Source organism: Kitasatospora sp. NPDC088861, from assembly GCF_044750105.1.
Taxonomy (GTDB): Bacteria; Actinomycetota; Actinomycetes; order Streptomycetales; family Streptomycetaceae; genus Kitasatospora.
Genome location: NZ_JBIVJF010000004.1, coordinates 248,335 through 271,320 on the forward strand (window position 1 = coordinate 248,335; position 22,986 = coordinate 271,320).

A 22,986-nucleotide genomic window follows, 5' to 3' on the forward strand; every position below is an offset into this window, starting at 1 on the left:
AACGCGCATGTCCCGAGACCCTCGGGTCTCCTGATCCGGACGGGACTGTCAGTACCGGACGTTAAGGTCGGGAACCATGCGACTGCTGCATACCTCCGACTGGCATCTGGGCCGCTCCTTCCACCGGGAGAGCCTGCACGACGCCCAGCGCGCGTTCCTGGACCACCTGGTGGACGTGGTCCGGGCCGAGCGCGTGGACGCCGTGCTCGTCTCCGGGGACGTGTACGACCGGGCGCTGCCGGGCCTGGACGCGGTCGCCCTGTTCGACGACGTGCTGCACCGGCTGGCCGGGCTGGGCGTGCCGACGGTGTTCATCAGCGGCAACCACGACTCGGCCCGCCGCCTCGGCGTCGGCGCCGGGCTGATCGGCCGGGCCGGCATCCACCTGCGCACCGACCCGGGCGAGTGCGCCGCCCCGGTGCTGCTGGCGGACGAGCACGGGCCGGTGGCGGTCTACGGGCTGCCGTACCTGGAGCCGACGCTGGTGCGCGAGCGGTTCGGGCTGGAGCGCGGCGGGCACGCGGCGGTGCTCGGCGCGGCGATGGACCAGGTCCGGGCCGATCTCGCGGCCCGCCCGGCCGGCACCCGCGCGGTGGTGCTGGCGCACGCCTTCGTCACCCGCGGGACGGCGAGCGACAGCGAGCGGGACATCGCGGTCGGCGGCGTCGCCTCGGTGCCCGCCTCCGTCTTCGACGGCGTGCACTACGCCGCGCTCGGCCACCTGCACGGCTGCCAGACCCTGGCCCCGCACCTGCGCTACAGCGGCTCGCCGCTCGCCTACTCCTTCTCCGAGGTGGACCAGCGCAAGACCATGTGGCTGGTCGACCTCGCGGCCGACGGCTCGGTCGCCGCCGAGCGCGTCGACTGCCCGCGCCCGCGCCCGCTCGCCACCCTGCGCGACAGCCTCGACGCGCTGCTCACCAAGGACGAGTACGCGCCGTACGAGCAGGCCTGGGTACAGGCGACGCTCACCGACGCGGCCCGCCCGAGCGAGCCGATGGAGAAGCTGCGCCGCCGCTTCCCGCACACCCTCCAGCTGCTCTTCGACCCCGAGGAGAGCGAGGCCGAGCCCTCCCGGTCGTACGCGGCCCGGGTCAGCGGCCGGGCCGACCTGGAGATCGCGGAGGGCTTCCTGCGGCACGTGCGCCCGGGTGCCGAGCCGGAACCGGACGAGCTGGGCTGGCTGCGCGCCGGGTTCGAGAGCGTCCGGGAGACCACCGACCGGAAGGCGGACCTGCCCCGATGAGGCTGCACCGGCTCACCGTCAGCGCGTTCGGCCCGTTCGCGGGCAGCGAGAGCGTCGACTTCGACGCGCTCGCCGCCGGCGGCCTGTTCCTGCTGCGCGGCGCCACCGGCGCGGGCAAGAGCAGCGTGCTGGACGCGGTCTGCTTCGCCCTCTACGGCGACGTCCCCGGCACCCGGCGGGCCAACCGGCTGCGCAGCGACCACGCCGAGGCGCGCAGGCTGACCGAGGTCCGGCTGGAGCTGACGCTCGGCGGGCGGCGGCTGCAGATCACCCGGCTGCCGGAGCAGCGGCGGCCGAAGAAGGTCGGCACCGGCACCACCGTCGAGCGGCCGCAGACCCTGCTGCGCGAGTGGGCCGCCGACGCGGGGGACGGCACGCCCGGCTGGCGGGCGGTGAGCAAGTCGCACCAGGAGGCCGGGGAGGAGATCCACCGGCTGATCGGCATGAACCGGGAGCAGTTCTGCCAGGTGGTGCTGCTGCCGCAGGGCGACTTCGCCCGCTTCCTCAAGGGCGACTCGGAGGAGCGCGGCAAGCTGCTGCGGCGCCTGTTCGACACCGAGCGGTTCCAGCACGTCGAGGGGTGGCTCGCGGAGCAGCGGCGCGTCCAGGAGGCCGCCGTCCAGGCCGGCCGGCGCCGCCTGCGGGATCTCGCCAGCAAGGCCGAGCAGGCGGCCGGCCCCGGCGCCGAGCCCGCAGAGGGCTGGGTGCCGGCCGAGGAGGACGCCGCAGACCTGACCGCCGGGGTGCTCGGCTGGGCGGCGATCCTGCGCAGCGGCGCAGCCGAACAGTTCACCGTCGCCGGGGAGGCGCTGGCGGGCGCCGAGGAGGCGCAACGCGCCGCCCAGGGCGAGCGAGCGGCCGCCGAGGAGCTGGCCGGGCGGCAGCACCGCCACCGGCAGGCGCTGCTCCAGGCCGACCGGCTGGCCGCGTTCGAGCCCGAGGCGGCCCGGGACGGCCGGCGGCTGGCGACGGCGCAGGCGGCCGTCGGGGTGGAGTCCGCGCTGCGGCTGCACGAGGGCGCGGCCGAGGCGCACCGGCGGGCCCGGGAGGCCGAGCGTCGGCACCGCGAGGTGCTGGCCGGCGACGGCGGCGCGGGCAGCGCGGCCGCCGGGGGCCCGGCGCTGGCCGAGGCGGGGGCCGCCGAGCTGGCCGAGGCCGAACGGGGCCTGCGGGCCGGGCTCGTCCGGCTGGAGGCCGCCGGGGCGGAGGAGCGGCGCTGCGCCGAACTCGCCCGCGAGCAGCGGAGCCTGGACGAGGAGCGCCGGCGGGCCGACGAGTTCGCCGAGGAGGCCGAGGACTGGCTGGCCGAGTATGACGAGCGGCTCGGAGGCCTCCAGGAGGAGCAGAACCGGGCCCGGTCGGCGGGCGCGCTGGTCGAGCAACTCGACGGCCGACGGGTCGAGTTGAGCACCCGCCTGGACGCCGCCCGGGAGCGCGACGGCCTGCGGGCCGAGATCGCCGCCGCCGAGCCGCGCGCTGCCGCCCTGCGCACCGCCGCGCTGGACGCCCGCGAGTACGGCCTCGGCCTGCGCGAGCGGCGGCTGGCGGGCATGGCCGCCGAGCTGGCCGAGCAACTGCGCGCGGGCGAGGCGTGCCGGGTCTGCGGCTCGCCCGAACACCCGGCACCCGCCGAGACCGCCGACGGCCGGGTCGGCGCCGACGACGAGGAGCGTGCCCGCCGGGCCCAAGCCGTCGCCGAACAGGCCTGGACGGCAGCGGACCAGGCCCTCACCGCGCTGCGGGTCCGCGAGGCGACCGCCACCGGCGCGGCCGGGCCGGAGGGTGCCGACGCGCTCGCGCAGGCCCTCGCCGAGCTGGACCGCGAGCACCGCGAGGCGCTGCACTCGGCGGAGGCGCTCGGCCGGGTCGAGCAGGAGATCGCCCGCTTGTCGGCCGACCAGGACCGCCGGCTCGCCGAGCTGCGCGAGGCCCGGGAGCGCGCCGCCGTCCGTACCGACCGGCTCCAGGCGCTCCAGCACGAACAGCACGAACTCGCCGCGCGGGTGGCCGCGGCCCGGGGCGAGGCGGCCTCCGTCGCCGCGCGGGCGGCCGCGCTGGAGCGGCTGGTCGAGCGGGTCGCCGCCGTGGCCGAGGCCTCGCGGGCCTGCGCGCAGACGCTGGCCCGGCTCAGGGACGCCGAGGGCGAGCTCGCCGAGGCCGCCGCCGCAGCGGGCTTCCCGAGCCCCGAGGAGGCCCTGGCCGTACTGCTCCCCCGCGCGGAGCGCGAGCGGCTGGCGGCCCGCCTGGAGCGGCACCGAACCGAGTCCGCCGCCGTCCGGCACGAACTCGCGCTGCCCGATCTGGCCGAGGCCGCGGCCCGTCCGCCGGTCGACCTGTCCGCCGCCGCGGCCGCGCTCGGCGCCGCCACCGACCGGCTGGGCCGGGCCCACGCCGCCCGTTCGGCGGCCGACGAACGGTGCGCGGCACTGGCCTCGATCGGTCGGCAACTGGCGGACCTCGCGGCCGAGTTGGCCCCGGCGCTGGCCCGGTACGGGCGGATCAACCGGCTCGCGGCGCTGGCCGCCGGCACCTCCACCGAGAACCGGCTCCGGATGCGCCTGGAGTCCTACGTCCTGGCGGCCCGTCTGGAGCAGGTCGCGGCGGCGGCCAGCGACCGGCTGGTCCGGATGTCCGGCGGCCGCTACACCCTGGTGCACAGCGACGACCGGGGCACCGGCAACAAGCGCTCGGGCCTGGCCCTGCGGGTGGTCGACGCCTGGACGGGCACCGAGCGGGACACCGCGACGCTCTCCGGGGGCGAGAGCTTCTTCGCCTCCCTCGCCCTGGCCCTGGGCCTGGCCGACGTGGTCACCGACGAGGCCGGCGGCATGCCGCTGGACACCCTGTTCATCGACGAGGGCTTCGGCACGCTCGACGAGCAGTCCCTGGAGGAGGTGATGGACGTCCTCGACGGCCTGCGCGAACGCGACCGGGCGGTCGGCATCGTCAGCCACGTCGCCGACCTGCGCACCCGCATCCCCGCCCAGCTCCTGGTCCGCAAGGGGCGACGCGGCTCGACCCTGGCCCTGGCCGGGCGGGAGGACGCCTAGGGACCGCTCAGGGGCACTGCCAGCGGTCTTGAGGCGGCCTTCCGGTGCCTTCTGGGCCCTGCATCGCCGCAGGTCAACGGCTTGCGGGCACTGTCAAGCCGGTGGCATTGCGGCTAGGGCACACTGCGTCGCATCAGCCCGAACAGGCCACCCGCTGGGCCTGTTGCCAGGTGCAGACCGGGCAGAGCGTGCTGCCCGGGTGGTCGGCGGGCAGTTCGGTCGGCTCCCCGCACAGGACGCAGTCGGCCCGCGGCCCGGTCGACGCCGGATCGCGCACCAGCGCCGCCTGCGCCGCCTGCACCCCGCCGTCGGGGGCGAACTCGCAGACCGCCGTGTCCTCGTTCCTCGCGCTGTCGCTCATGCCGCCTTCCTACTCCGCCCCCGGCCCCCGCCGCAAGGCGCCGCCGGCCCGAGCCCGACCCGAGCGCCGGACCGCCCCGCCCCACGCCCCGCCCCCCTCCGCCCCGGGCGACCCGCCGGCGGCGGGCCCGCGAGGCCCGGCTACGGTGACCGCATGGCCACCGACCTCCAGCGGCGCCTGCTCGCCGCCCGCGCCACCGCGCCCTCCTACCCCGAGGCCGGCGCCACCCGCGGCGGCCCGCTGCCGGACGGCTACGCGCACCTGCGGCGGCGGGTGCACCTGGGCCGCGGGCCGCAGGTGCTGGCCCGGGCCGGGCGGTACGTGCTCGGCTGGGGAAGCCAGCTGGGCACCGGCTTCGCCGTGTACCCGCACGCGCCGGCCGAGCCGGGGTCGACGGTGCTGCTGCGGCTGAGCCTGCCGGGCGGCCGGTGGCCCCGGCTGGTGATCCCGTGCCGGGTGGTGTGGACGGTCGAGGAGCCGGACCGGATCGGCTTCGCGTACGGCACGCTCCCCGGGCACCCGGAGTGCGGCGAAGAGGCGTTCCTGGTGTCCATGGACGCCGCCGGCGAGGTGTGGTTCGAGGTGTCGGCGTTCTCTCGGCTGACCGCCTGGTACGCGCGGCTGGGCCGGCCGGTCGCGCTGCTCTGCCAGTACCTGGCGATCGAGCGCTACCTGGCCGCGGTGGCCGCCGCCGCCGTGGCCGAGCCGGCCGGGCCCGCGGGCCCGGCCGGTCCCGCCGTCGAGTAGAGCGTCGAGTCAGCCGAAGGAGTGTCGGCCGAAGAATTCCTGGCCGAAGGAGTGTCGGCCGAGGGAGCCGGATCAGCCGAAGAAGGAGAGCCGCACGGTCCGGCGTGGATTGTCACCGTTGGTGTCGATCAGCACCACGGACTGCCAGATGCCGAGCGCCAGCTGGCCGCCGATCACCGGCAGGGTGGCGTGCGGGGCGACCAGGCCGGGCACCACGTGGTCCCGGCCGTGGCCGGGGCTGCCGTGCCGGTGGCGCCAGCGGTCGTCGGCGGGGAGCAGTTCGCGCAGGGTGGCGAGGAAGTCGTCGTCGCTGCCGGATCCGGTCTCCAGGACGGCGATTCCCGCGGTGGCGTGCGGGACGAAGACGTTGAGCAGGCCGTCGCGGCCGGCGGCCCGTTCGGTGAGGAACGCGGCACAGCGGTCGGTGATGTCGAGCGCGACCTCTCGGCTGCCGGTGGTGATCTCGAAGGTGGTGGTCTGGAAGAGGCCCTGGTGGGTGGAGTGGATGTTGTCCGCCATGGCGCCATCCTGACCCACCTCGGCGGGCCTCGCGCAGCACCTCGCCGACTCCGCCTGTGGGGGCGGCGAGGTGCACTAGGGTGAAAGGTTTAGACCACATCGGTCCAGCCGGGGCGGCCCCGGAGCCGGGTACGCCGAAGACCCGACGGTCCGTGTGGTCCGCCGGGTCGGGGTCCCGATCCGCATCGGGTGGCCCGGGAGGCCCCGGGCCGCGGAGCCGTGGGCCCCGAGCCGACGGGCGCTAGCCGCGCCCGCCGAAGAGGCTTCGCCGCAGCCGGCGCAGTGGCGTCAGCAGCGAGATCCGCGCGTGACGACGCTTGGCCGTCGGGGCGTCCGCGCCGCGCGGCGTCAGCTCCCTTATCAACCCGAGCGCCTCGGCGGTGTCCACCGCCGGGAGCGCGGGCGCGCCGAGCACGGCCAGGTGTCGGTCGATCCGACGGCCGGTCGTGCCGACACCGCACTGGATCGCCGGCACGCGGGGCCGAGTCCGCACTTGCATGTGTTCCATCAGTTTTCCCACCCCTACGAGGCGCCAGGGCCGTGAGGCGAAGACTATCCGCGATGGACGGCCTTCGCGCAACCGTCCTTGGTGTTGTGCCACCGTATCGTGCGGCGTCAACTGACGATGCACCAGGGGCCACCAGGCCGATCACGACTAGGCATCAATGATGGTGCACGACCGGCCATCTGTCAGCAGTACCCGGGGCACGGGCACGGCGCCCGGCCACGCGGCGCGCGCCGGGCGCACGCGACCCCGCACGCGTCCCTGCGGACGGTCCTGCCGGTGGTCCCGCGGGCGGCCCGCCGGTCCGCCCGAGAGCCATGAGGGATGCGGCGGTGGACACGACGCGGATGCCGCGGTGGATATAGGGGACAGCCGGGGCCATCGACAAAGCGACCGGTCGACACCTCCAGGCTTCATGAAGTGAACACATTCGAGGGATTGACTCCCGGCAATCCTCCAAGCAATATCTGTGAGAACACGTGCGCGCCCGCATCGCACCCGGGTGCGTGTTCGAGTGATGAAGAACTCCGGCTCCCGCGAGCCACTGCCCGGCCGCCTCGACGCTGCGGTGGCCAGGCTCGCGAGCTGCCCGGAAAGGCGGCCGGCCGTAGAGGGTCGGCCGGGCCGCCGCCAGGCTGCCGGTGCCGCCCCGTTCAGGGCCCGGCACCGGCGGTTCCGGGCTCAGGGGCGACCGTGGCCACGGCTCCACGGCAACCGGTCAGCCCGGCCGGTCACCTCGACCGATCACTCCGGCCGGACGTCCCCGCAGGTCGCACCCGGTGGATCGGTAGACTCGGCCAGCGTGCCCCTCCTCCTCAGCATCGTGCTCCCGGTCCACGGCGTGGAGCGGTTCCTGCCGCGCTGCCTCGACTCGATCCTCGGCGACACCCCCGCCACGGAGTCCCGTTTCGAGGTGATCGCGGTCGACGACCTCTCCCCCGACGGCTCCGGCGCGATCCTGGACGCCTACGCGGCCCGCGATCCCCGACTTCGGGTCCTGCACCTCACCGAGAACCAGGGCCTCGGCGGCGCCCGCACCGCCGCCTTGGCGCAGGTGCGCGGCGAGTACGTCTGGTTCGTGGACAGCGACGACTGGCTGCCCGAGCGGACGGTGGGCGCGATCCTGGACGAACTGGAGCGGGAGCAGGAGCGGCAGCGCGGGACCGGGACGCCCGCCGACGTCCTGCTCACCGGCTTCACCCACGTCTACCCGGACGGCGGGACCGAGCCGAACCCCTGGCGCCACGTGCTGGCCGACTCCCCGCTGGTCGAGGGGTGCACGCTGGCCGAGCACCCGGCGCTGTTCCAGACCGTGATGTCGGTCTGGAACAAGGTGTTCCGCCGCGCCTTCCTGGAGGGCCTCGGCGTCTCCTTCGGCCGCGGCTACTACGAGGACATCTCGGTCACCTACCCCGCGCTGCTGGCCGCCGAGCGGCTGCGCTACCTCGACCGCCCCTGCTACTTCTACCGGCGCGGCCGGGACGGCGCGATCACCGCCACCGCCTCCCCCAAGCACGCCGACGTGTTCGCCCAGTACGACGCGATCTTCGCCTTCCTGGACCGCCCGGACCGCCCCGGCCGGCCCGTCCCCGACGCGCTGCGCACCCTGGTCTTCGACCGGACCGTCCGGCAGGCGCTGAACGTCTACGACACCCCCGGGCTGGTCCCCGTCGACCGGCGCAAGGACTTCTTCCGCCAGATCGCCCGGCACTTCGCCCGGCACCGCCCGACCGGCTACCGCTACCCCGGCGGCGTGCGCGGCGTGCAGTACCGGCTGGCCGCGCGCGGCGCCCGGATCGCGTACGCGGAGCTGCGCCGCACCGGGCAGCTGCCGCGCGAACTCAAGCGCGGGGCACGGGCGGTGGCCCCGGCCGTGAAGAAGGGCGTGCGCAGCGGCGCCCGGTTCACCGCGTACAACGCCTTCCGCCGGCTGCCGCTGGACGAGCACCTGGCGGTCTACGCGGCGTACTGGCACCGGGGTTACGCGTGCAGCCCGGCGGCGATCTACGAGAAGGCCAGGGAGCTGGCGCCGCAGATCCGGGGCGTGTGGGTGGTGGAGAACCGCAAGCAGGCCGCGGCCATGCCGCCCGGCGTGCCGTACGTGATCGTCAACACCCCGGCCTACCTCAAGGCGATGGCGACCGCCAAGTACTTCGTCAACAACGTCAACTTCCCGCGCACGATGGCGAAGCGGGCGGGCACCGTGCACGTGCAGACCCAACACGGCACCCCGCTCAAGGCGATGGGCATGGACCTGCGCGAACGCCCCGAAGCCGCCGAGGGGATGGACTTCGACCGGCTCCAGGAGGCCGTCGACCGCTGGGACTTCCTGGTCTCCTCCAACCCGCACACCAGCGAGCACTTCACCCGCGCCTTCCCCGGCCGGTACGAGATGCTGGACACCGGCTACCCGCGCAACGACCGGCTGGCCAACACCACACCGGACGAAGTGCGGGCCGTGCGCGAGCGGTTCGGGCTGCGGCCGGACACCACGGCCGTGCTGTACGCCCCGACCCACCGCGGCGACCAGGGCGGCTACGTGCCGCTGCTGGACGTCCGGGAGCTGGCCCGGCGGCTGGGCCCGGACTTCACCCTGCTGGTGCGCACGCACTACTTCCACACCGGCGGCCCGGGCGACCTGGCGGCGGGCGAGGGTTCGGCCGCGATCGTCGACGTCTCGGCCCACCCGACCGTGGAGGACCTCTACCTCGCGGCGGACGCGCTGGTGACGGACTACTCGTCGATGATGTTCGACTACGCGGTGCTGGACCGGCCGGTCGTGATCTTCGCGCCGGACTGGGAGGAGTACCAGCGGGTGCGCGGCGTCTACTTCGACCTGTTCGAGCAGCCGCCGGGGGCCGTCACGGTGGACCCGGACGGGCTGGCGAAGGCGCTGCTGGCGGGCGATCCGGAGCCGGCCGCGCGGGCGCGCTTCCGGGCGCGGTTCTGCCCGTGGGACGACGGCGGGGCGGCGGAGCGGGTGGTGCGCCGGGTGTTCCCGGTGGAGTCCTGAGGCGTCGCGCGGCGCTCCCGGAGCCCTGAGGAGCCGGGTGGCACCGGGCCCGGCGCCGCCGGTACGGCGACCGGACCCGTCGGCACGCTCAGCGCTGGCGGGCGGCCAGGAACTCGTCGAAGGTCAGGAAGCCCTGGTGGTGGGTGTCCATGGCGTGGATCAGGGCCTCGGCCATCGACAGCGTCACGTCGTGGTCGCCCATCTCGTTCGCGACCAGCGCGTATTCGGCCGGAGTGATCTTGCCGTCGCCGTTCTTGTCGAAACGGTCGAACATGGCCTTGATCGCCTCGGTGGTCTCCATCGTGCCCTCCTGGTACTGCGGGGTTGTGCTCTGTTCGGACGGGCGTACCCTACCCGGCCGTGGTGCGCGCCACGGTCGCCGGGAGTGGACGGCCGCGGGGGTGGTTGTCGTAGTCTGCGGATCTGATTGCAGGCCCGGGCTCCTCCCGGGCGATCGTTCGTCCAGGGAGGGACCATGCTCGATCTCGCCACCAGGCTGGTGCTGAAACCCGTCTCACGCGGCATCTGGCGGCCGACCATCGAGGGCATCGAGAACGTGCCGCGCAAGGGCGGGGTCATCCTGGCCAGCAACCACCTGTCCTTCATCGACAGCGTGGTGATCCCGCTCACCGCCCCGCGCCGGGTCCACTTCCTCGCCAAGGCCGAGTACTTCACCGGAACGGGGCTCAAGGGCCGGCTCTCCAAGGACTTCTTCGAGGCGATCGGCGCGGTGCCGGTCGAGCGCGGCACCTACCGTTCTGCTCAGGCCTCGCTGGAGTCGGCGCTGGAGATCCTGGAGGACGGCAAGGCCTTCGGCATCTACCCCGAGGGCACCCGGTCGCTGGACGGCCGGCTCTACCGGGGCAAGACGGGCGTCGCCTGGCTGGCGCTGACCGCGGGCGTACCGGTGGTGCCGGTGGCGCTGGAGGGGCCTGAGCAGATCCTGCCGGTCGGCAAGCGGGTGCCGCGGATCAAGAAGGTGACCGTCCGGTTCGGCGAGCCGCTGCACTTCGACGAGCTGCACGGGCAGGCCCGCTCGCTGAAGGCCCGTCGACAGGTGACCGACGAGGTGATGGCGGCGATCCAGCGGCTCTCCGGCCAGGAGGTCGCGGAGAGCTACAACGAGGCGCCGAAGGCCGCGTAGGCCCCGGCCGCGCGCCGCGCCGCATCACACCCCGCCACACCTCGCTACGTCACACCCCGCCACATCACGCCTCGCCGCACCCGCTCGGGCGCTCACACGTGTCCGAGCGCGGCCGGCTCCGGTACGTCGACGGCCGGCTCTGGCGCCTCCCGGCGCAGCAGCGCCGCGTAGCGGCCGTCCAGCTCCACCAGTTCCTCATGGGTGCCGAGTTCGACCACCTCACCGTGGTCGAGGACGGCGATCTGGTCGGCGCCCCGGACGGTGGAGAGCCGGTGCGCGATGGTGATGGTGGTGCGGCCGGCGGCCAGGGTGTCCACGGCCTGCTGGACGGCCTGTTCGGTGCGGTTGTCGAGCGCGCTGGTGGCCTCGTCGAGGATCAGCACCGGCGGGTTGCGCAGGATCGTCCGGGCGAGCGCGAGGCGCTGCTTCTCGCCGCCGGAGAAGCGGTAGCCGCGCTCGCCGACCAGGGTGTCGTAGCCGTCCGGCAGGGCGGCGATGGTCTCGTGGACCTGCGCGGCCCGGGCGGCTTCGACCAGTTCGGCGTCGGTGGCCTCCGGCTTGGCGAAGCGCAGGTTCTCGGCGACCGAGGCGTGGAAGAGGTAGGTCTCCTGGGAGACCACGCCGACCGCGCGGGCCAGCGTGTCGAAGGACAGTTCGCGCACGTCCACGCCGTCGATGGTGACCCGGCCGCCGGTGACGTCGTACAGACGCGGGACGAGGTAGCTGAGCGTGGTCTTGCCGGAGCCCGTCTCACCGACCACGGCCAGCGAGCTCCCGGCCGGGACCTTGAGTTCGACCCCGGAGAGCGTCGGCCGCTCCTGCGCGGGGTCGTAGCGGAAGTCGACGTCCTCGAAGCGGACCTCGCCGCGGATGTCGGTCAGGTTCCGCGGCTTCGGCGGCTCGGCGATCTCCACCGGCAGGTCGAGGTACTCGAAGATGCGCTGGAAGAGCGCGAGCGAGGTCTGCACGTCCACGCCGGTGGAGAGCAGGCTGACGGTCGGGCGGAACAGGCCCTGCTGGAGGGTGACGAAGGCGACCAGGGTGCCGACCGAGACGATCGGCGCGCCGCCCGCCGCGGACAGCCCCGCCGCCCAGTAGATGACCGCGGGCATCGCGGCCATGACGATCTGGATGGTGTTCATCCGCCAGCGCCCGGCCATGCTGGACCGCACTTCGAGGTCGGCCAACTGGTCGGACTGCCCGGTGAACTCACGGGCGAGCGAGTCGGAACGGCCCATCGTGCGGCCGAGCAGGATGCCGCTGACCGACAGCGACTCCTGGACCGCCGAACTCATCGCGGCCAGCTGCTTCTGCCGCTCGGTGGTGATCTTCTTGCGCTCGTTGCCGACCCGCCGGCTGATCCAGACGAACAGCGGGAGCAGCAGCAGCGAGACGACGGTGAGCCGCCAGTCGAGCGCGACCATGGCGACCACGGAGGCGATCACCGCGGTGAAGTTGGAGACCAGGCTGGTCGCGGTGGACGTCACGGTGGACTGCATGCCGCCGATGTCGTTGGCGATCCGGGACTGCACCTCGCCGGTGCGGGTGCGGGTGAAGAACGCCAGCGACTGCCGTTGCAGGTGGCTGTAGACGGCGGTGCGCAGGTCGTGCATGACGCGCTGGCCGACGGTGGTGGAGATCAGCGTCTGCAGGACGTTGAAGATGCTGTTCACCACGGCCGCGAGAACCATGCCGAGCGCGAGCAGGCTGAGCAGCCCGGTGCGGCCCTGCGGGATCGCGGTGTCCAGGACCGCCTTGAGCAGGAACGGCGAGACCACCGACACCACGGCGGAGGCGGCCACCAGCAGCCCGACGACGGTGAGGCGGCCCGTGTACGGGCGGAAGAGGGCGAGGATGCGCCGCCACTGGGCCGGCGGGCGGGGCTCGCCCTGGGCGCGTTCGGGCGGGGTCCAGTTGATGGTGGTGGGTCTCAAGGGCAAACCTCCGTGGGTGGGGCGGTCGGACGGCCGCCAGCATAGCGAGAATAGCTCATAGTTAGACTAGCTAATAGTGAGGCTGGATCTATTCCCACGGCGCCGCGACCGCCCGGCCTACCGTCCGGCCGCCCCGAATGCTCCGGCCGCCCCGACCGCGTCAGTTCGTCCGGTAGCTGCGCGCCGCCTTCGAGGACAGGCCGCCCAGCCGACCGGAGGGCAACAGGCGGGCGAGGGCCACCACCGCCTTGTAGCGCTTGCCCGGCACGGACAACGAGCGGCCCCGGGCCAGGTCGCGCATCGCCTCCGCCACCACCCGCTCGGCCGAGAGCCAGGACCAGGCCGGGATGTTGCCGGTGCCCATGCCGGCCCGCTGGTGGAACTCGGTGCGGGTGAAGCCCGGGCAGAGCGCCATCATCCGCACTCCGGTGCCACCGAGGTCGCGCAGCACTCCCTGGGTGAAACTCACCACCCACGCCTTGCTCGCCCCGTACGTGCCGCGCGGCAGGAACGCCGCCACCGAGGCGACGTTCACGACCGCGCCGCGACCGCGCTCGCGCATCCCCGGCAGGGCCGCCGTGGTCAGCCGCAGGATCGCCTCGATGTGCACCTTCAGCATGTCCAGCTCGTCCTGGAGCGGGACGGTCCCGAACGCGCCCTTGTTGCCGAAACCGGCGTTGTTGACGAGCAGGTCCACCGGGCGGGCGGAGTCGGCGAGCCGGGCCTCGACGGCCGCGATGCCCTCGTCGGTGGCGAGGTCGGCGGTCAGCACCTCCACCTCGATTCCGTGCTCGGCGTGCAGGTCGGCGCTCGCACGCTCCAGGCGCCCGGTGTCCCGGGCCACCAGGACGAGCTGGTAGCCGCTGCGGGCGAGCCGGCGGGCGAACGCGGCTCCGATGCCGGCGGTCGCGCCGGTGATCAAGGCTGTGGTCATGCCCCCGACGGTACCGACTCACCGCAGCCGCGCCCACTCCGAACGGACTATCCCTGCCGGCCATCTGCGGATGCAGGTACCGGACCGCGCCCGTACCGTTCGGACGGGGGCATCGCCCGACCGGGCGGTGACGCTCAACTGAGGAGGCACTTCTGATGCTTACTCACTGCCGGACCCACAAGGCCACGACCGCGACGACCGCGACGACCGCGACGCGCGCCGAGACGGACACACTCGCGAGCCTGATGGTGGAGGACGAGGCCGTCGTGTCCGACGCGCCCACGTACTCGCCCGAAGCCCTCGGACTTCTGCTGCTGGCGCTGTTGCTGTCGCCGAAGCCGCCGAAGGAGAAGTCGACCCGCTAGCAGCCGGGCGACCCGATCACCGACCCGGTAGCCGGGCGGCCCGATCGCGGGGCCGGTCCACCGACGTGGACCGGCCCACCCCTTCCCCGGCTCCTCGGCGGGCCTGACGAGGGCTCGTGAGCCCGAGTTCGTGAACCGTCCGCGCGAACCCGCGCTCGTGAGCCCACGCTCGTGAGTCCGTCCGCGTGAACTCGCGCCCGTGAGCCCGTCCGCGCGAACCCACGCCCACGAGGCCGCCCGCCAGGGGCTCCCCGACCAGGAGGAACACCACCGATGCCCTTCGCCGAGACGCCACTGCGCGACGAGTACGCCGCAGCCGTCGAACGGGTGGCGCGCCGGACCCTCGACGCCCTCCGGGGCGACGGAGGCACAACCGCGCTCGCGGACCCGGACGGCGCCGTGCCGCGCCCGACACTGGCCGCGCTGCGGGTGCTCGGCGCGGACCTCTTCGCCCCGCAACTACTCTCCGGGGCCGCGCCCGACGGGCCCACCTCCGTACTGCTGGCCGAGGCGCGGCAGGCCTTTCCGGCACCGGACTCGGCAGCGGCCTCGGCCGACGCCGCGCTGGTGATCGCATGGCAGGACTGGGCGGCCGGGCAGGTGCTCGCCCGCACGCCGTACGGAACCGGTGCCCCGCCGCCCCTGCCGCCTCCGGGCCCGGAGGCCGTCGGCTGGCAGACCTGGTCGGTACGGATGGCCCAGCTGTCCGTCCTGGCACTGCCCGGGCTCGACGGCCCGGTGCACGACACCGCCCGCGCGCACACCCTGGCCCTTGCCCGCGGCACCGTCCGCTCCATGCTGCGCCGCGACCTCCCCACCGCCGCCCGGCTCGCCCGCTGGCTCGCCTGGGCCGGTGCCGAGGGCCGGCCGCTGCGGCTGGAGGTCGAGCCCGTCCTGGAACGCATCCGGCTGGCCGGCAACGGTAGCGCCCGCACCGGACTCGAGCTGGCCGTCGCCCGTCGACTGCTCGACCGCTCCTCCCGTCCGCCGACCGACCGACGGAGCCGGGTCCGATGACCGACACCCACGTCCTCGCCACCGCGCAGCGGCTCGCCTCCCGCGCGCTGGCCTGGCTGCACGCCTCCCACGCCGACGGCCTCGGCCGGATCCCGGACAACACCGTGGTCGACCTCTCCGACCCCGACGACGCCTACAAGCCGCTCGGCGAGATCGCGCTGGCCGCTTCGCTGATCCTGCGCGACGGCGTCACCGGGCCCACCGAGGCCCGCACCGCACGCGAGCTGCTCGACCACGCCTGGGCGCAACTGCGCGAGGGCGACCTGCTGTACGAGCGGCAGCTGCGCCACTTCACCATGACCGACCCGCTGGAGACCTACGCCCACTTCGCCCGGGTCGGCTACCGCCACCCGGCGCTGGAGGAACTGCTCGATTCGCTCAGCCGGTTGCGGGCCGCGCACGCCGAGGAGATCCACCCCAACCGGCGCCTGGGGGTCGCCAACGCCCGACGGGTCATCGGGCTCGCCCACCAGCCGGACTGGGCCGCACTCGCCGCCGGCACCTGGCTGGGCGCCACGCCCGAGCCGTGGGCCGTCAACTGGATGACCGGCTACGACATCACCCACACCGTCTTCCACCTCACGGACTGGGGCGCCCGCCCGGACGGCCTGCCGGAGCCGATGCGCGACCACGTGCGCGACTGGCTGCCGGCCTGGCTCGACATCTGGCTGGAGATCGGCCAGTGGGACCTCGCCGCCGAACTCCTCGTGGTCGACGCGTGCATCGGTGAGCCGGCCACCGGGCGGCAGGGCTGGGACGCGCTGGCCGCCGTCCAGCACGAGGACGGCCTGCTGCCGCGCGACGCCGACCCGGTCGACGAGGACCGCGCGCAGGCGTTCCAGGACCACCAGCACACCGCCGTCGTCGCGGTGGTGGCCGGTGGCATCACGCTCGCCCGGGCGCTCGGGGCCACCACGGCGGTCGCGTGAACGGGCTGGGTCCGGCGGTCGCGGAGGTGGTGCGCGCGGCCGGGCCGTACGCCAGCGCCGTCACGGTCGCCGTCGCGCGCGGGGACGCGGAGGAGGTGCGCTGCCACGGGCGGCTCGGGCACGGGCGGACGGCCGCGTGCTCGCCGGACACCGTCTTCGAACTCGGTTCGGTCAGCAAGACCTTCACCGCGCTGCTGCTGGCACAGATGGCCGCGCGCGGAGACGTCTCCCTGGACGACACGGTGGAACGCCGCCTGCCGGACTGCTGGCGCCCGGTGACCGTCCGCTCCCCCGAGCCGATCCGGCTGCTGCACCTGGCCACCCACACCTCGGGCCTGCCCCGGCTGCCGCCCGGACTGGCCGCGCGCGCCGTACCGACCTGGTTCACCAATCCGTACGTCGCGTTCGGGGACGAGCAGTTGAGGGCAGGGGTGGCCCGAACCACCGTACGGTGCAGGCCCGGCAGCCGGTACCGGTACTCCAACTACGGCGTCGCACTGCTCGGTCGGGTGCTCTCCGAGACGGGCGGGTCGCCCTATGGGGAACTGCTCGCCGAACGGGTCCTCCGACCGCTGGGCCTCGGTGCCACCACCTGTACGGCGGACCCGCCGGGGCGGGCGGTCGGGTACCGGCGCGGGCAGGAACTGCCACCCTGGCACATCCCCGGACTGCCGGGGGCCGGCGCGCTCCGGGCGAGCGGGGCCGACCTGTTGCGCTACCTGAGGGCGCATCTCGGCGGTGGCCACGGCGAGTTGGCGGCCGCGCTGCGCGAGGTCCAGCGACCGCGGCTGCGGCTGCCGCGCTCGACGGACGAGCTGTGCCTGGTGTGGAACCACCGCCGCCCGGGCGGGCGCGACCTGTACTTCCACGCCGGGGCGACCCGGGGGTTCACCGCCTTCGTCGGGTTCTCGCCCCAGGCGTCGGCCGCGGTGGCGGCCCTGGCCAACACCGGGCCGTCGCTGGACGGGCGTTTCCTACAGGCGGCGTACGAGGTGCTGCGGGCGGCTTAGGACCCTGGGGGGTGCGGCACTGCGGCGCTGCGGCATCGCGGCACTGCGGGCCGAGGCGACGGGCCTAGGCTGCCACGGCTTTGGCGCGGTCGGCGGCGATGTGGACGGCGAGGCCGCCGAGGACCGTCCCCATCGCGTAGCGCTGGATCCGCAGCCAGGCGGGACGGCGGTTGAGGAAGGACGCGATGCCTCCCGCGCTCACCGCGATCAGCCCGTTGACGGTGACCGCCACCACGATCTGGGCCAGCCCCAGCACCAGGCTCTGCACCGCGACGTGACCGCGCTCGGGCGCCACGAACTGGGGCAGCAGCGAGATGTACATGATGGCGATCTTGGGGTTGAGCAGACAGGTCAGAAAGCCCATCGCGAACAGCCGGCGCGGCGGATCCGGCGGCAGCTGCTGCGGGGCGAACACCGCCGTACCGCCCGGACGGACGGCCTTCCAGGCCAACCACAGCAGGTAGCCGGCGCCGGCCAGCTTGATCGCGGTGTAGAGGGCGGGCACCACCGAGAACACGGCGGCCACGCCCGCCGTCACCGCGGCCAGGTAGACCAGGAAGCCGGCCGCGACCCCGATCAGCGACAGCAGCCCGGCGCGGCGGCCCTGGGCGATCGACCGGGAGACCAGGTAGATCATGTTGGGCCCCGGTGTCAGCACCATCCCGAGCGCCACGGCGGCGATCCCGAGTACGGCGTGCCCGCCCACAGCGGACAGGGCGGATGCGGCGGGAGCGGTGGGGGTCAGTGCTTCCATGCGAGGAGGCTAGGCCCGGCGTCGATCTCAATGCAATGATGACTTTGCACTCGGTGCAATATCGGTGCGATGCTGTGCAATGCCGTCAACTCGTGTGGAGGGGTCCCCCCGATGGACGACTACCGCCTGATCGCCGACGAGATCGCCGGCGCCATCACCGACGGGCGGCTGCGACCGGGCCGGCAACTGCCCACCCAGCGCGCCTTCGCCCGCAGCCGGGGCATCGCCAACTCCACGGCCGGGCGCGTCTACCGGGAACTGACCCGGCGCGGACTGACCACCGGGGAGGTCGGGCGCGGCACCTTCGTCCGGGCCGGGCAGGGGGCCGGCGGCGGGGCAACCGGCGGGCAGGTGGCACTCGCCGAACCGGCCGGCGCGCCGGTGGACCTGGAACTCAACTACCCCGCCGTCCCCGAGCAGGCCGGACTGCTGGCCACCGGACTGGCGCCGCTGCTCCGGGCCGACGCGCTGGGTGCCGCGCTCGCACCGGTGGGCGCGGCCGGGACGGGCGCGGCCCGGCAGGCGTTCGCGGCACTGCTGTCGGACGAACGCCGGACGGGCGGGGATCGGATGGACGGCGACCGGTCGGGCGGGGACCTTTCGGGCGGGGATCAGGAGGTCAACCCGGAGATCGCCGGGGAGGAGTTGCTGTTCGCGGGCAACGGCCGGCAGGCCATCGCCGCGGCACTGTCCGCGCTGGTGCCGCCCGGCCACCGGCTGGGGGTGGAGGCGCTGACCTACCCGGTGGTCAAGGCCGTCGCCCAGCGGCTGGGCATCACACTCGTACCACTGGCCGTCGACGAGCACGGGCTGCTGCCCGACGCCGTGGCCACCGCCCACCGGGCCGCGCCGCTGCGCGCCGTCTACGTCCAACCGAGGCTGCAGAACCCGCTCGGCGGGAGCCTGCCGTACGAGCGGACGGCCGCCCTCGCCGAGGAACTGCGCCGCCTCGACCTGCCGGTCGTCGAGGACGCGATCTGGTCCTTCCTCCGCCCGGAGCTGACCGCCCTCGCCAGCCTCGCACCGGAACGCACCGTCCTCGTCGACAGCCTCTCCAAGCGGCTCGCGCCCGGGCTGACCACCGGGTTCGCGGTCGTCCCCGCCGCGCTGCGCGAGCGGATCGCGGGCGCACTGCGCTCGGGTGGCTGGACGCCCAGCGGGTTCGCCCTGGAGGCGGCCGTGCGCTGGATCGGGGAGGGCACCGTGGCCGAGGTCGCGGCAGCCAAGCGCGCCGACGCCGTCGCGCGTCAGCTGCTGGCGCGCGAGGTGCTGGCGGGGCAGCACGTCCGGGCCGACCCCTGCTCGTACTACCTGTGGTGGGAGCTGCCGACGGCCTGGCGGGCGGAGACGTTCGTCGCGGCGGCGGCGCGGGCGGGCATCGCCGTCACACCCGCGGCGGCGTTCGCCGCCGACCCCCGGCGTTCCCCGTCCGCCGTCCGAGTCGCCCTGGCCTCGCCGCCGCTGCCCGTGCTGACGCGAGCGCTGGAGACGCTGGCGCGGATCGCGCGGGGGACGGCGGAGGAGTGGATGGAGTGATGGGCAGCCAGACGGACGGACGGACGGACAACTGGCAGATAACAGATAACAGCTGTTGAAATCTGTTATCTGTTATCCGTCAGTTGAAATCTGTCAATTGTCAGTTGTCAGTCGACGGCCGTCAGTCGACGGCGCCGCTCCGGCCGCCCCGCACCGCCGTGTCCGCAGCTCCGCCGGCACCGACGGCGCGCAACCGGGAGGCGGCGGTGGCGGCGAGCTGGGGCGCGATCCGGGCGACGTCGCGGGAGCCGACCGCCGCGATCAGGCTCGGCAGCAGCCAGCGGACCGGCTGCATGCCGCGCAGCCAGGCCTGCGCGTAGACGTGGGCGGACCTCCGGGCGATGCCGGCGACGATCCGCTCCACTGCGGGCTCCAGCGGGTAGGTCTTGTTGGCCGGCCACGGCAGCCTGGTGCGCATCTGCTTGAGCACGGCGTCCTCGTCGGCGCCGCGCACCATGTCGGTGTCGGTCCAACTCAGGTATCCCACGCCGACCTTGACCCCCTGGTAGGCGACCTCGGCGCGGAGCGAGTGGGCGAAGGCCTCCACCCCGGACTTGCTGGCGCAGTACGCGCTCATCAGCGGCGCGGGAGTGAGCGCGGCGAGCGAGGCGATCTGCAGCAGGTAGCCCCGGCTCTCGGCGAGGGCGGGCAGGAAGGCCCTGGCCGTGGCGACGCTGCCGAGCAGGTTGACCTCGATCACCCGGCTGAACGCCCGGTGATCGCTGTCCACCACCGGCCCGCCGATGGCGATGCCGGCGTTGGCGACCACGGTGTCGATCCGGCCGTAGTGCTCCTTGATCCGACGGGCGGCGTCGCCGAGCGCGTCGAGGTCGGTGACGTCCACCTCCCAACTGGTCGCGGCCGCGCCGCACTGCGCCGCGACGGCCTTGAGCTCGTCCGGCTCCAGCCCCAGGAGGGCGACCTTGGCCCCGCGCCGGGCGAGCGTGTGGGCGAGCGAAGCCCCGACCCCGCGGGCGGCCCCGGTGACGACGACGACCTGCGCGGACAACGGCGGGATGGCGTTCATGCGGCGGCGGTCCTCTCGGAGACGGGCGCAGAGGCGGAGGAGGCGGAGGTGGAGGGGGAGGGAGCAGGAGCGGAGACGGAAGCGGGCGCGGCGGACAGGTACGCGGCGGCCAAGCGGTGGATCTCGGCCGCGACCTCCACCGGCCGCTCCAGCGGCGCCATGTGCCCGACCCCCGGAAGCAGCAACAGCCCCTGCGGGTCGGCGAGTTCGGCGACGATCCGGTGCGCGTGCACCGGCGGGGTCAACCGGTCCGCGGTGCCGACCACGACCGCGGTCGGTACGGCGAGCCGGGCGAGTCCGGCGTGGACGTCCAGACGGTCGAGGACGCCCGCCCAGTTGGCACGGACGGCGGTCGGGCAGGCGTGCACGATCCGGGCCGTCGCCTCCACCTGCCCGGCGGACGAACCCGGGCCCATGGTCGCGTACTTGAGCGCGACACGGCTGACCGGCGAGACCGGCCCGAGCGGCAGCCGGGAGCGCAGCAGCAGGCGGTTCAGGAAGCGACGCAGCCCCGGGGAACGCACCGCCTCGGGCAGCACGGTGAGTTCGGCCACCAGCTCCCCCGGCCCGGTGGAGACCAGGACGGCGGCGGCGGTTCGGTCGGCGATCTCGGGGCGGCCACCGGCGGCCATGATGGTCATCCCGCCCATGCTGTGCCCGGCGAGCACGGCCTTCTCCCCCGCCGGGACGGTCCGGGCGAGGACGGCGGAGAGGTCCTCGGCCAGTGCCCGGGTGGAGTAGCGGACCCGGCTCGGCGGGATCTCGCTGTGCCCGTGGCCGCGCTGGTCATAGGCCACCACTCGGTAACGGTCGGCGAGTTGGCGAATCACCGGAGCCCAGAAGGCGGTTGAGCAGGTCCAGCCGTGGGAGAGCACGACGGTCGGCGCCCCGGACTGGCCGTGGACCTCGACGTGCAGCCGGATCCCGTCCGCCGAACGGATGCTCAACTCCTCGACGGGCACGGGCGGGACGTACTCGGCGGGCAGCTCGGCGGCGCTCATGCGGACACCTCCTGCGCGGTACGGGCGGCGTCCTGGCCGGCGCGCATGATCAGTTCGTACTCGCCGAGGTCGACCTTGCGGGTGGCGCGGCGGAACGCGGTGGTGGAGCCGGGCCAGAGCACGGTGTTCTTGCCGTTCGGATCCAGGTACCAGCTGCGGCAGCCGCCGGTGGTCCAGACGGTGCGGTCCATCCGGTGCTGGAGTTCTAGGTTCCACTGCCGCTGGGCCCGGACGGTGGGCTGCATCGCGGTGGCACCGATCGACTTGAGCGTGGTCAACGCGTCGATCAGGTAGTTCAGTTGGGACTCGATCATCAGGATCATCGAGCTGTTGCCGAGGCCGGTGTTGGGGCCGATCACGAAGAACAGGTTCGGGAAGCCGTGCATGGCCGAGCCGCGCAGCGCCTCCATGCCGTCCTTCCACTCCTCCGCCAGGCTGGTGCCGTTGGCGCCGAACACCCGGGCCCCGATGGGCATGTCGGTGACGTGGAAGCCGGTGCCGAAGACGATGGCGTCGACCTCGTGCTCGCTGCCGTCGGCGGCGACCAGGGTGGAGCCGCGCAGTTCACGCAGGCCGGAGGCGACGACCTCGGTGTTGGCCGCGGCGAGCGCCGGGTAGTAGGTGTTGCTGAGCAGGATGCGCTTGCAGCCGATCCGGTAGTCCGGGGTCAGCTTGGCGCGCAGGGCCGGGTCGGGAACGCCCTGGGCGAGGTGGCGTTCGGCGAGTTGCTGGACCACGCGCAGCATTCCCGGGCGGCGCACGAAGGCGTCCACCTGGAGCTCTCGGAGGGCGAACAGGGTGCCGCGGCGGATCTTCCCGGTGACCGGCACGCGGTCGTGCAGCCACTTCTCCAGCTGGCTGATCTCGCGGTCCCGGCGCGGCAGGACCCAGGCGGGCGTGCGCTGGAAGACCGTCAACCTGCCGACCTTCGGCTGGATCGACGGGATGATCTGGGCGGCGGAGGCTCCGGTGCCGACGATCGCGACCCGCTTGCCGGTCAGGTCGTAGTCGTGGTCCCAGCGGGAGGAGTGGAACACCTTGCCGGGGAAGGCGCCGAGCCCCGGCAGGTCGGGGATCTGCGGGTCCGCCAGTGGTCCGGCGGCGGAGACCACCGCGTCCGCGGTCCACTGACCGGCCGAGGTGGTGATCCGCCAGCGGACCTGCTCGGCCTCCCAACGCGCCCCCAGCACTTCGGTGTTGAACCGAAGGTGCGGGCGGAGGCCGAAGACGGTGGCGACCTTCTCCAGGTAGGCGCGGATGTCCGGCTGGCCGGAGAAGCTGCGCGGCCACGCGGGGTTGGGCGCGAAGGAGAAGGAGTAGAGGTGCGAGGGCACGTCGCAGGCGCAGCCGGGGTAGCTGTTGTCGCGCCAGGTGCCGCCGACCGAGTCCGCGCGCTCCAGGACGACGAAGTCGGTGATCCCGGCGCGGCGCAGCCGGACCGCGGCGCCGAGACCGCCGAAGCCGGAGCCGATCACCGCCACCCGCACGTGCGGGACGGCCTCGTCCGCCGCGGGGGCACCGGACGTGCCGGAGCGGGGGCGCTTGCTGCTGGATGCCATGCGGCCTCCTCCTGAGGGTGGGGCGATGATCTTCGCGCTGCCGTACCGTGGCGCCCGCTCGTGCCGCGCGTCCTGGCGCGCCGACGACGCCGTGCTCGTGCTGTGCTCGACTGCTCTCGTACCGCCCTGGCGCTGCTCTGATGTTGCCCTGATGCGCCCGGGTGAAGCCGCGGTGTCGCTCTGGTGCTGCTCCGCATGGTGCTGTGCGCACTGCCTTGGGCTCCCCGACGACCGGCGTCGGAGCCCCGCTAATCGCGCCAGTAATTACTGGCATGATTGGCAGGGTAGCCCTTGCTGACACCGGATGGAAGAAGCGCGGCCACCCGGATTCCGGG

At 74.1% G+C, this 22,986-nt stretch carries 20 protein-coding genes; 10 read left to right on the forward strand and 10 right to left on the reverse strand.

Going from position 1 to position 22,986, the window contains the following annotated elements:
* Positions 1-76 precede the first annotated feature (76 nt).
* On the forward strand, positions 77-1,246 hold the full coding sequence (locus ACIP37_RS10310; protein ID WP_400804970.1) for an exonuclease SbcCD subunit D: 1,170 nt from the start codon (positions 77-79) through the stop codon (positions 1,244-1,246).
* The gene (locus tag ACIP37_RS10315) at positions 1,243-4,296 is read left to right on the forward strand and encodes an AAA family ATPase (protein WP_400804968.1); all 3,054 of its coding nucleotides are present in this window, start codon (positions 1,243-1,245) and stop codon (positions 4,294-4,296) included. Before ACIP37_RS10310 ends, ACIP37_RS10315 begins: the two co-directional genes overlap by 4 nt.
* Positions 4,297-4,429: 133 nt before the next feature.
* Here ACIP37_RS10315 and ACIP37_RS10320 read toward each other — a convergent pair whose 3' ends face one another.
* On the reverse strand, positions 4,430-4,657 hold the full coding sequence (locus tag ACIP37_RS10320) for a hypothetical protein (protein ID WP_363627559.1): 228 nt from the start codon (positions 4,655-4,657) through the stop codon (positions 4,430-4,432).
* Positions 4,658-4,810: 153 nt separating this feature from the next.
* Here ACIP37_RS10320 and ACIP37_RS10325 point away from each other — a divergent pair, with 153 nt between their 5' ends.
* On the forward strand, positions 4,811-5,404 hold the full coding sequence (locus tag ACIP37_RS10325; protein WP_400804965.1) for a DUF1990 family protein: 594 nt from the start codon (positions 4,811-4,813) through the stop codon (positions 5,402-5,404).
* A gap of 72 nt (positions 5,405-5,476) precedes the next feature.
* On the opposite strand, the gene ACIP37_RS10330 is transcribed toward ACIP37_RS10325, so the two are convergent.
* Both ACIP37_RS10330 and ACIP37_RS10335 read right to left on the reverse strand, forming a co-directional pair.
* Positions 5,477-5,923 carry a YjbQ family protein gene (locus ACIP37_RS10330; protein WP_350875241.1) on the reverse strand — a complete coding sequence of 149 codons (447 nt, stop codon included), beginning with the start codon at positions 5,921-5,923 and terminating at the stop codon, positions 5,477-5,479.
* Positions 5,924-6,164: 241 nt separating this feature from the next.
* Entirely contained in the window at positions 6,165-6,431 is a 267-nt protein-coding gene (locus ACIP37_RS10335; protein WP_063349971.1) for a hypothetical protein, read from the reverse strand.
* Between the two features lie 799 nt (positions 6,432-7,230).
* Here ACIP37_RS10335 and ACIP37_RS10340 point away from each other — a divergent pair.
* Positions 7,231-9,441: a CDP-glycerol glycerophosphotransferase family protein gene (locus ACIP37_RS10340; protein WP_400804961.1), complete on the forward strand. Its 2,211-nt coding sequence runs from the start codon at positions 7,231-7,233 to the stop codon at positions 9,439-9,441.
* 88 nt (positions 9,442-9,529) lie between these two features.
* Here the strand turns inward: ACIP37_RS10340 and ACIP37_RS10345 are convergent, their stop codons facing one another.
* Complete coding sequence (locus ACIP37_RS10345) at positions 9,530-9,742, reverse strand: EF-hand domain-containing protein (RefSeq protein WP_363579329.1); 213 nt, start codon at positions 9,740-9,742, stop codon at positions 9,530-9,532.
* Positions 9,743-9,916: 174 nt separating this feature from the next.
* On the opposite strand from ACIP37_RS10345, the gene ACIP37_RS10350 reads away from it, so the two are divergent.
* On the forward strand, positions 9,917-10,585 hold the full coding sequence (locus tag ACIP37_RS10350; protein ID WP_363579331.1) for a lysophospholipid acyltransferase family protein: 669 nt from the start codon (positions 9,917-9,919) through the stop codon (positions 10,583-10,585).
* 92 nt (positions 10,586-10,677) lie between these two features.
* Here ACIP37_RS10350 and ACIP37_RS10355 read toward each other — a convergent pair whose 3' ends face one another.
* Entirely contained in the window at positions 10,678-12,519 is a 1,842-nt protein-coding gene (locus ACIP37_RS10355; protein ID WP_400804956.1) for an ABC transporter ATP-binding protein, read from the reverse strand.
* Between the two features lie 160 nt (positions 12,520-12,679).
* On the reverse strand, positions 12,680-13,453 hold the full coding sequence (locus tag ACIP37_RS10360; RefSeq protein WP_363579335.1) for an SDR family oxidoreductase: 774 nt from the start codon (positions 13,451-13,453) through the stop codon (positions 12,680-12,682).
* A 155-nt stretch (positions 13,454-13,608) separates the two neighbouring features.
* On the opposite strand from ACIP37_RS10360, the gene ACIP37_RS10365 reads away from it, so the two are divergent.
* The 4 genes from ACIP37_RS10365 to ACIP37_RS10380 all read left to right on the forward strand — a co-directional run bounded on the left by ACIP37_RS10365 (position 13,609) and on the right by ACIP37_RS10380 (position 16,774).
* Positions 13,609-13,818 (forward strand): hypothetical protein, encoded by a 210-nt coding sequence (locus ACIP37_RS10365; RefSeq protein ID WP_400804953.1) that lies wholly within the window; start codon positions 13,609-13,611, stop codon positions 13,816-13,818.
* Positions 13,819-14,091: 273 nt separating this feature from the next.
* Positions 14,092-14,835 carry a hypothetical protein gene (locus ACIP37_RS10370; RefSeq protein ID WP_400804950.1) on the forward strand — a complete coding sequence of 248 codons (744 nt, stop codon included), beginning with the start codon at positions 14,092-14,094 and terminating at the stop codon, positions 14,833-14,835.
* On the forward strand, positions 14,832-15,764 hold the full coding sequence (locus ACIP37_RS10375; RefSeq protein ID WP_400804947.1) for a DUF6895 family protein: 933 nt from the start codon (positions 14,832-14,834) through the stop codon (positions 15,762-15,764). Before ACIP37_RS10370 ends, ACIP37_RS10375 begins: the two co-directional genes overlap by 4 nt.
* Positions 15,761-16,774, forward strand: a complete 1,014-nt coding sequence (locus ACIP37_RS10380) for a serine hydrolase domain-containing protein (RefSeq protein ID WP_363579343.1) — start codon at positions 15,761-15,763, stop codon at positions 16,772-16,774. Before ACIP37_RS10375 ends, ACIP37_RS10380 begins: the two co-directional genes overlap by 4 nt.
* A gap of 64 nt (positions 16,775-16,838) precedes the next feature.
* Here ACIP37_RS10380 and ACIP37_RS10385 read toward each other — a convergent pair whose 3' ends face one another.
* Complete coding sequence (locus ACIP37_RS10385; protein ID WP_363579657.1) at positions 16,839-17,435, reverse strand: LysE family translocator; 597 nt, start codon at positions 17,433-17,435, stop codon at positions 16,839-16,841.
* 204 nt (positions 17,436-17,639) lie between these two features.
* On the opposite strand from ACIP37_RS10385, the gene ACIP37_RS10390 reads away from it, so the two are divergent.
* Complete coding sequence (locus ACIP37_RS10390) at positions 17,640-19,064, forward strand: PLP-dependent aminotransferase family protein (protein ID WP_363579345.1); 1,425 nt, start codon at positions 17,640-17,642, stop codon at positions 19,062-19,064.
* A 121-nt stretch (positions 19,065-19,185) separates the two neighbouring features.
* Here ACIP37_RS10390 and ACIP37_RS10395 read toward each other — a convergent pair whose 3' ends face one another.
* From ACIP37_RS10395 to ACIP37_RS10405, 3 genes are read right to left on the reverse strand one after another with little or no spacing between them, the layout of a single operon-like run.
* Positions 19,186-20,091, reverse strand: coding sequence for an SDR family oxidoreductase (locus tag ACIP37_RS10395; RefSeq protein ID WP_400804944.1), 906 nt, complete (start codon positions 20,089-20,091; stop codon positions 19,186-19,188).
* A complete protein-coding gene (locus tag ACIP37_RS10400; RefSeq protein ID WP_400804942.1) occupies positions 20,088-21,092 on the reverse strand; it encodes an alpha/beta fold hydrolase in 1,005 nt (334 codons plus the stop codon). The genes ACIP37_RS10395 and ACIP37_RS10400 overlap by 4 nt, the downstream gene beginning before the upstream one ends.
* Positions 21,089-22,651: a flavin-containing monooxygenase gene (locus tag ACIP37_RS10405; protein WP_400804939.1), complete on the reverse strand. Its 1,563-nt coding sequence runs from the start codon at positions 22,649-22,651 to the stop codon at positions 21,089-21,091. Before ACIP37_RS10405 ends, ACIP37_RS10400 begins: the two co-directional genes overlap by 4 nt.
* Positions 22,652-22,986 lie beyond the last annotated feature (335 nt).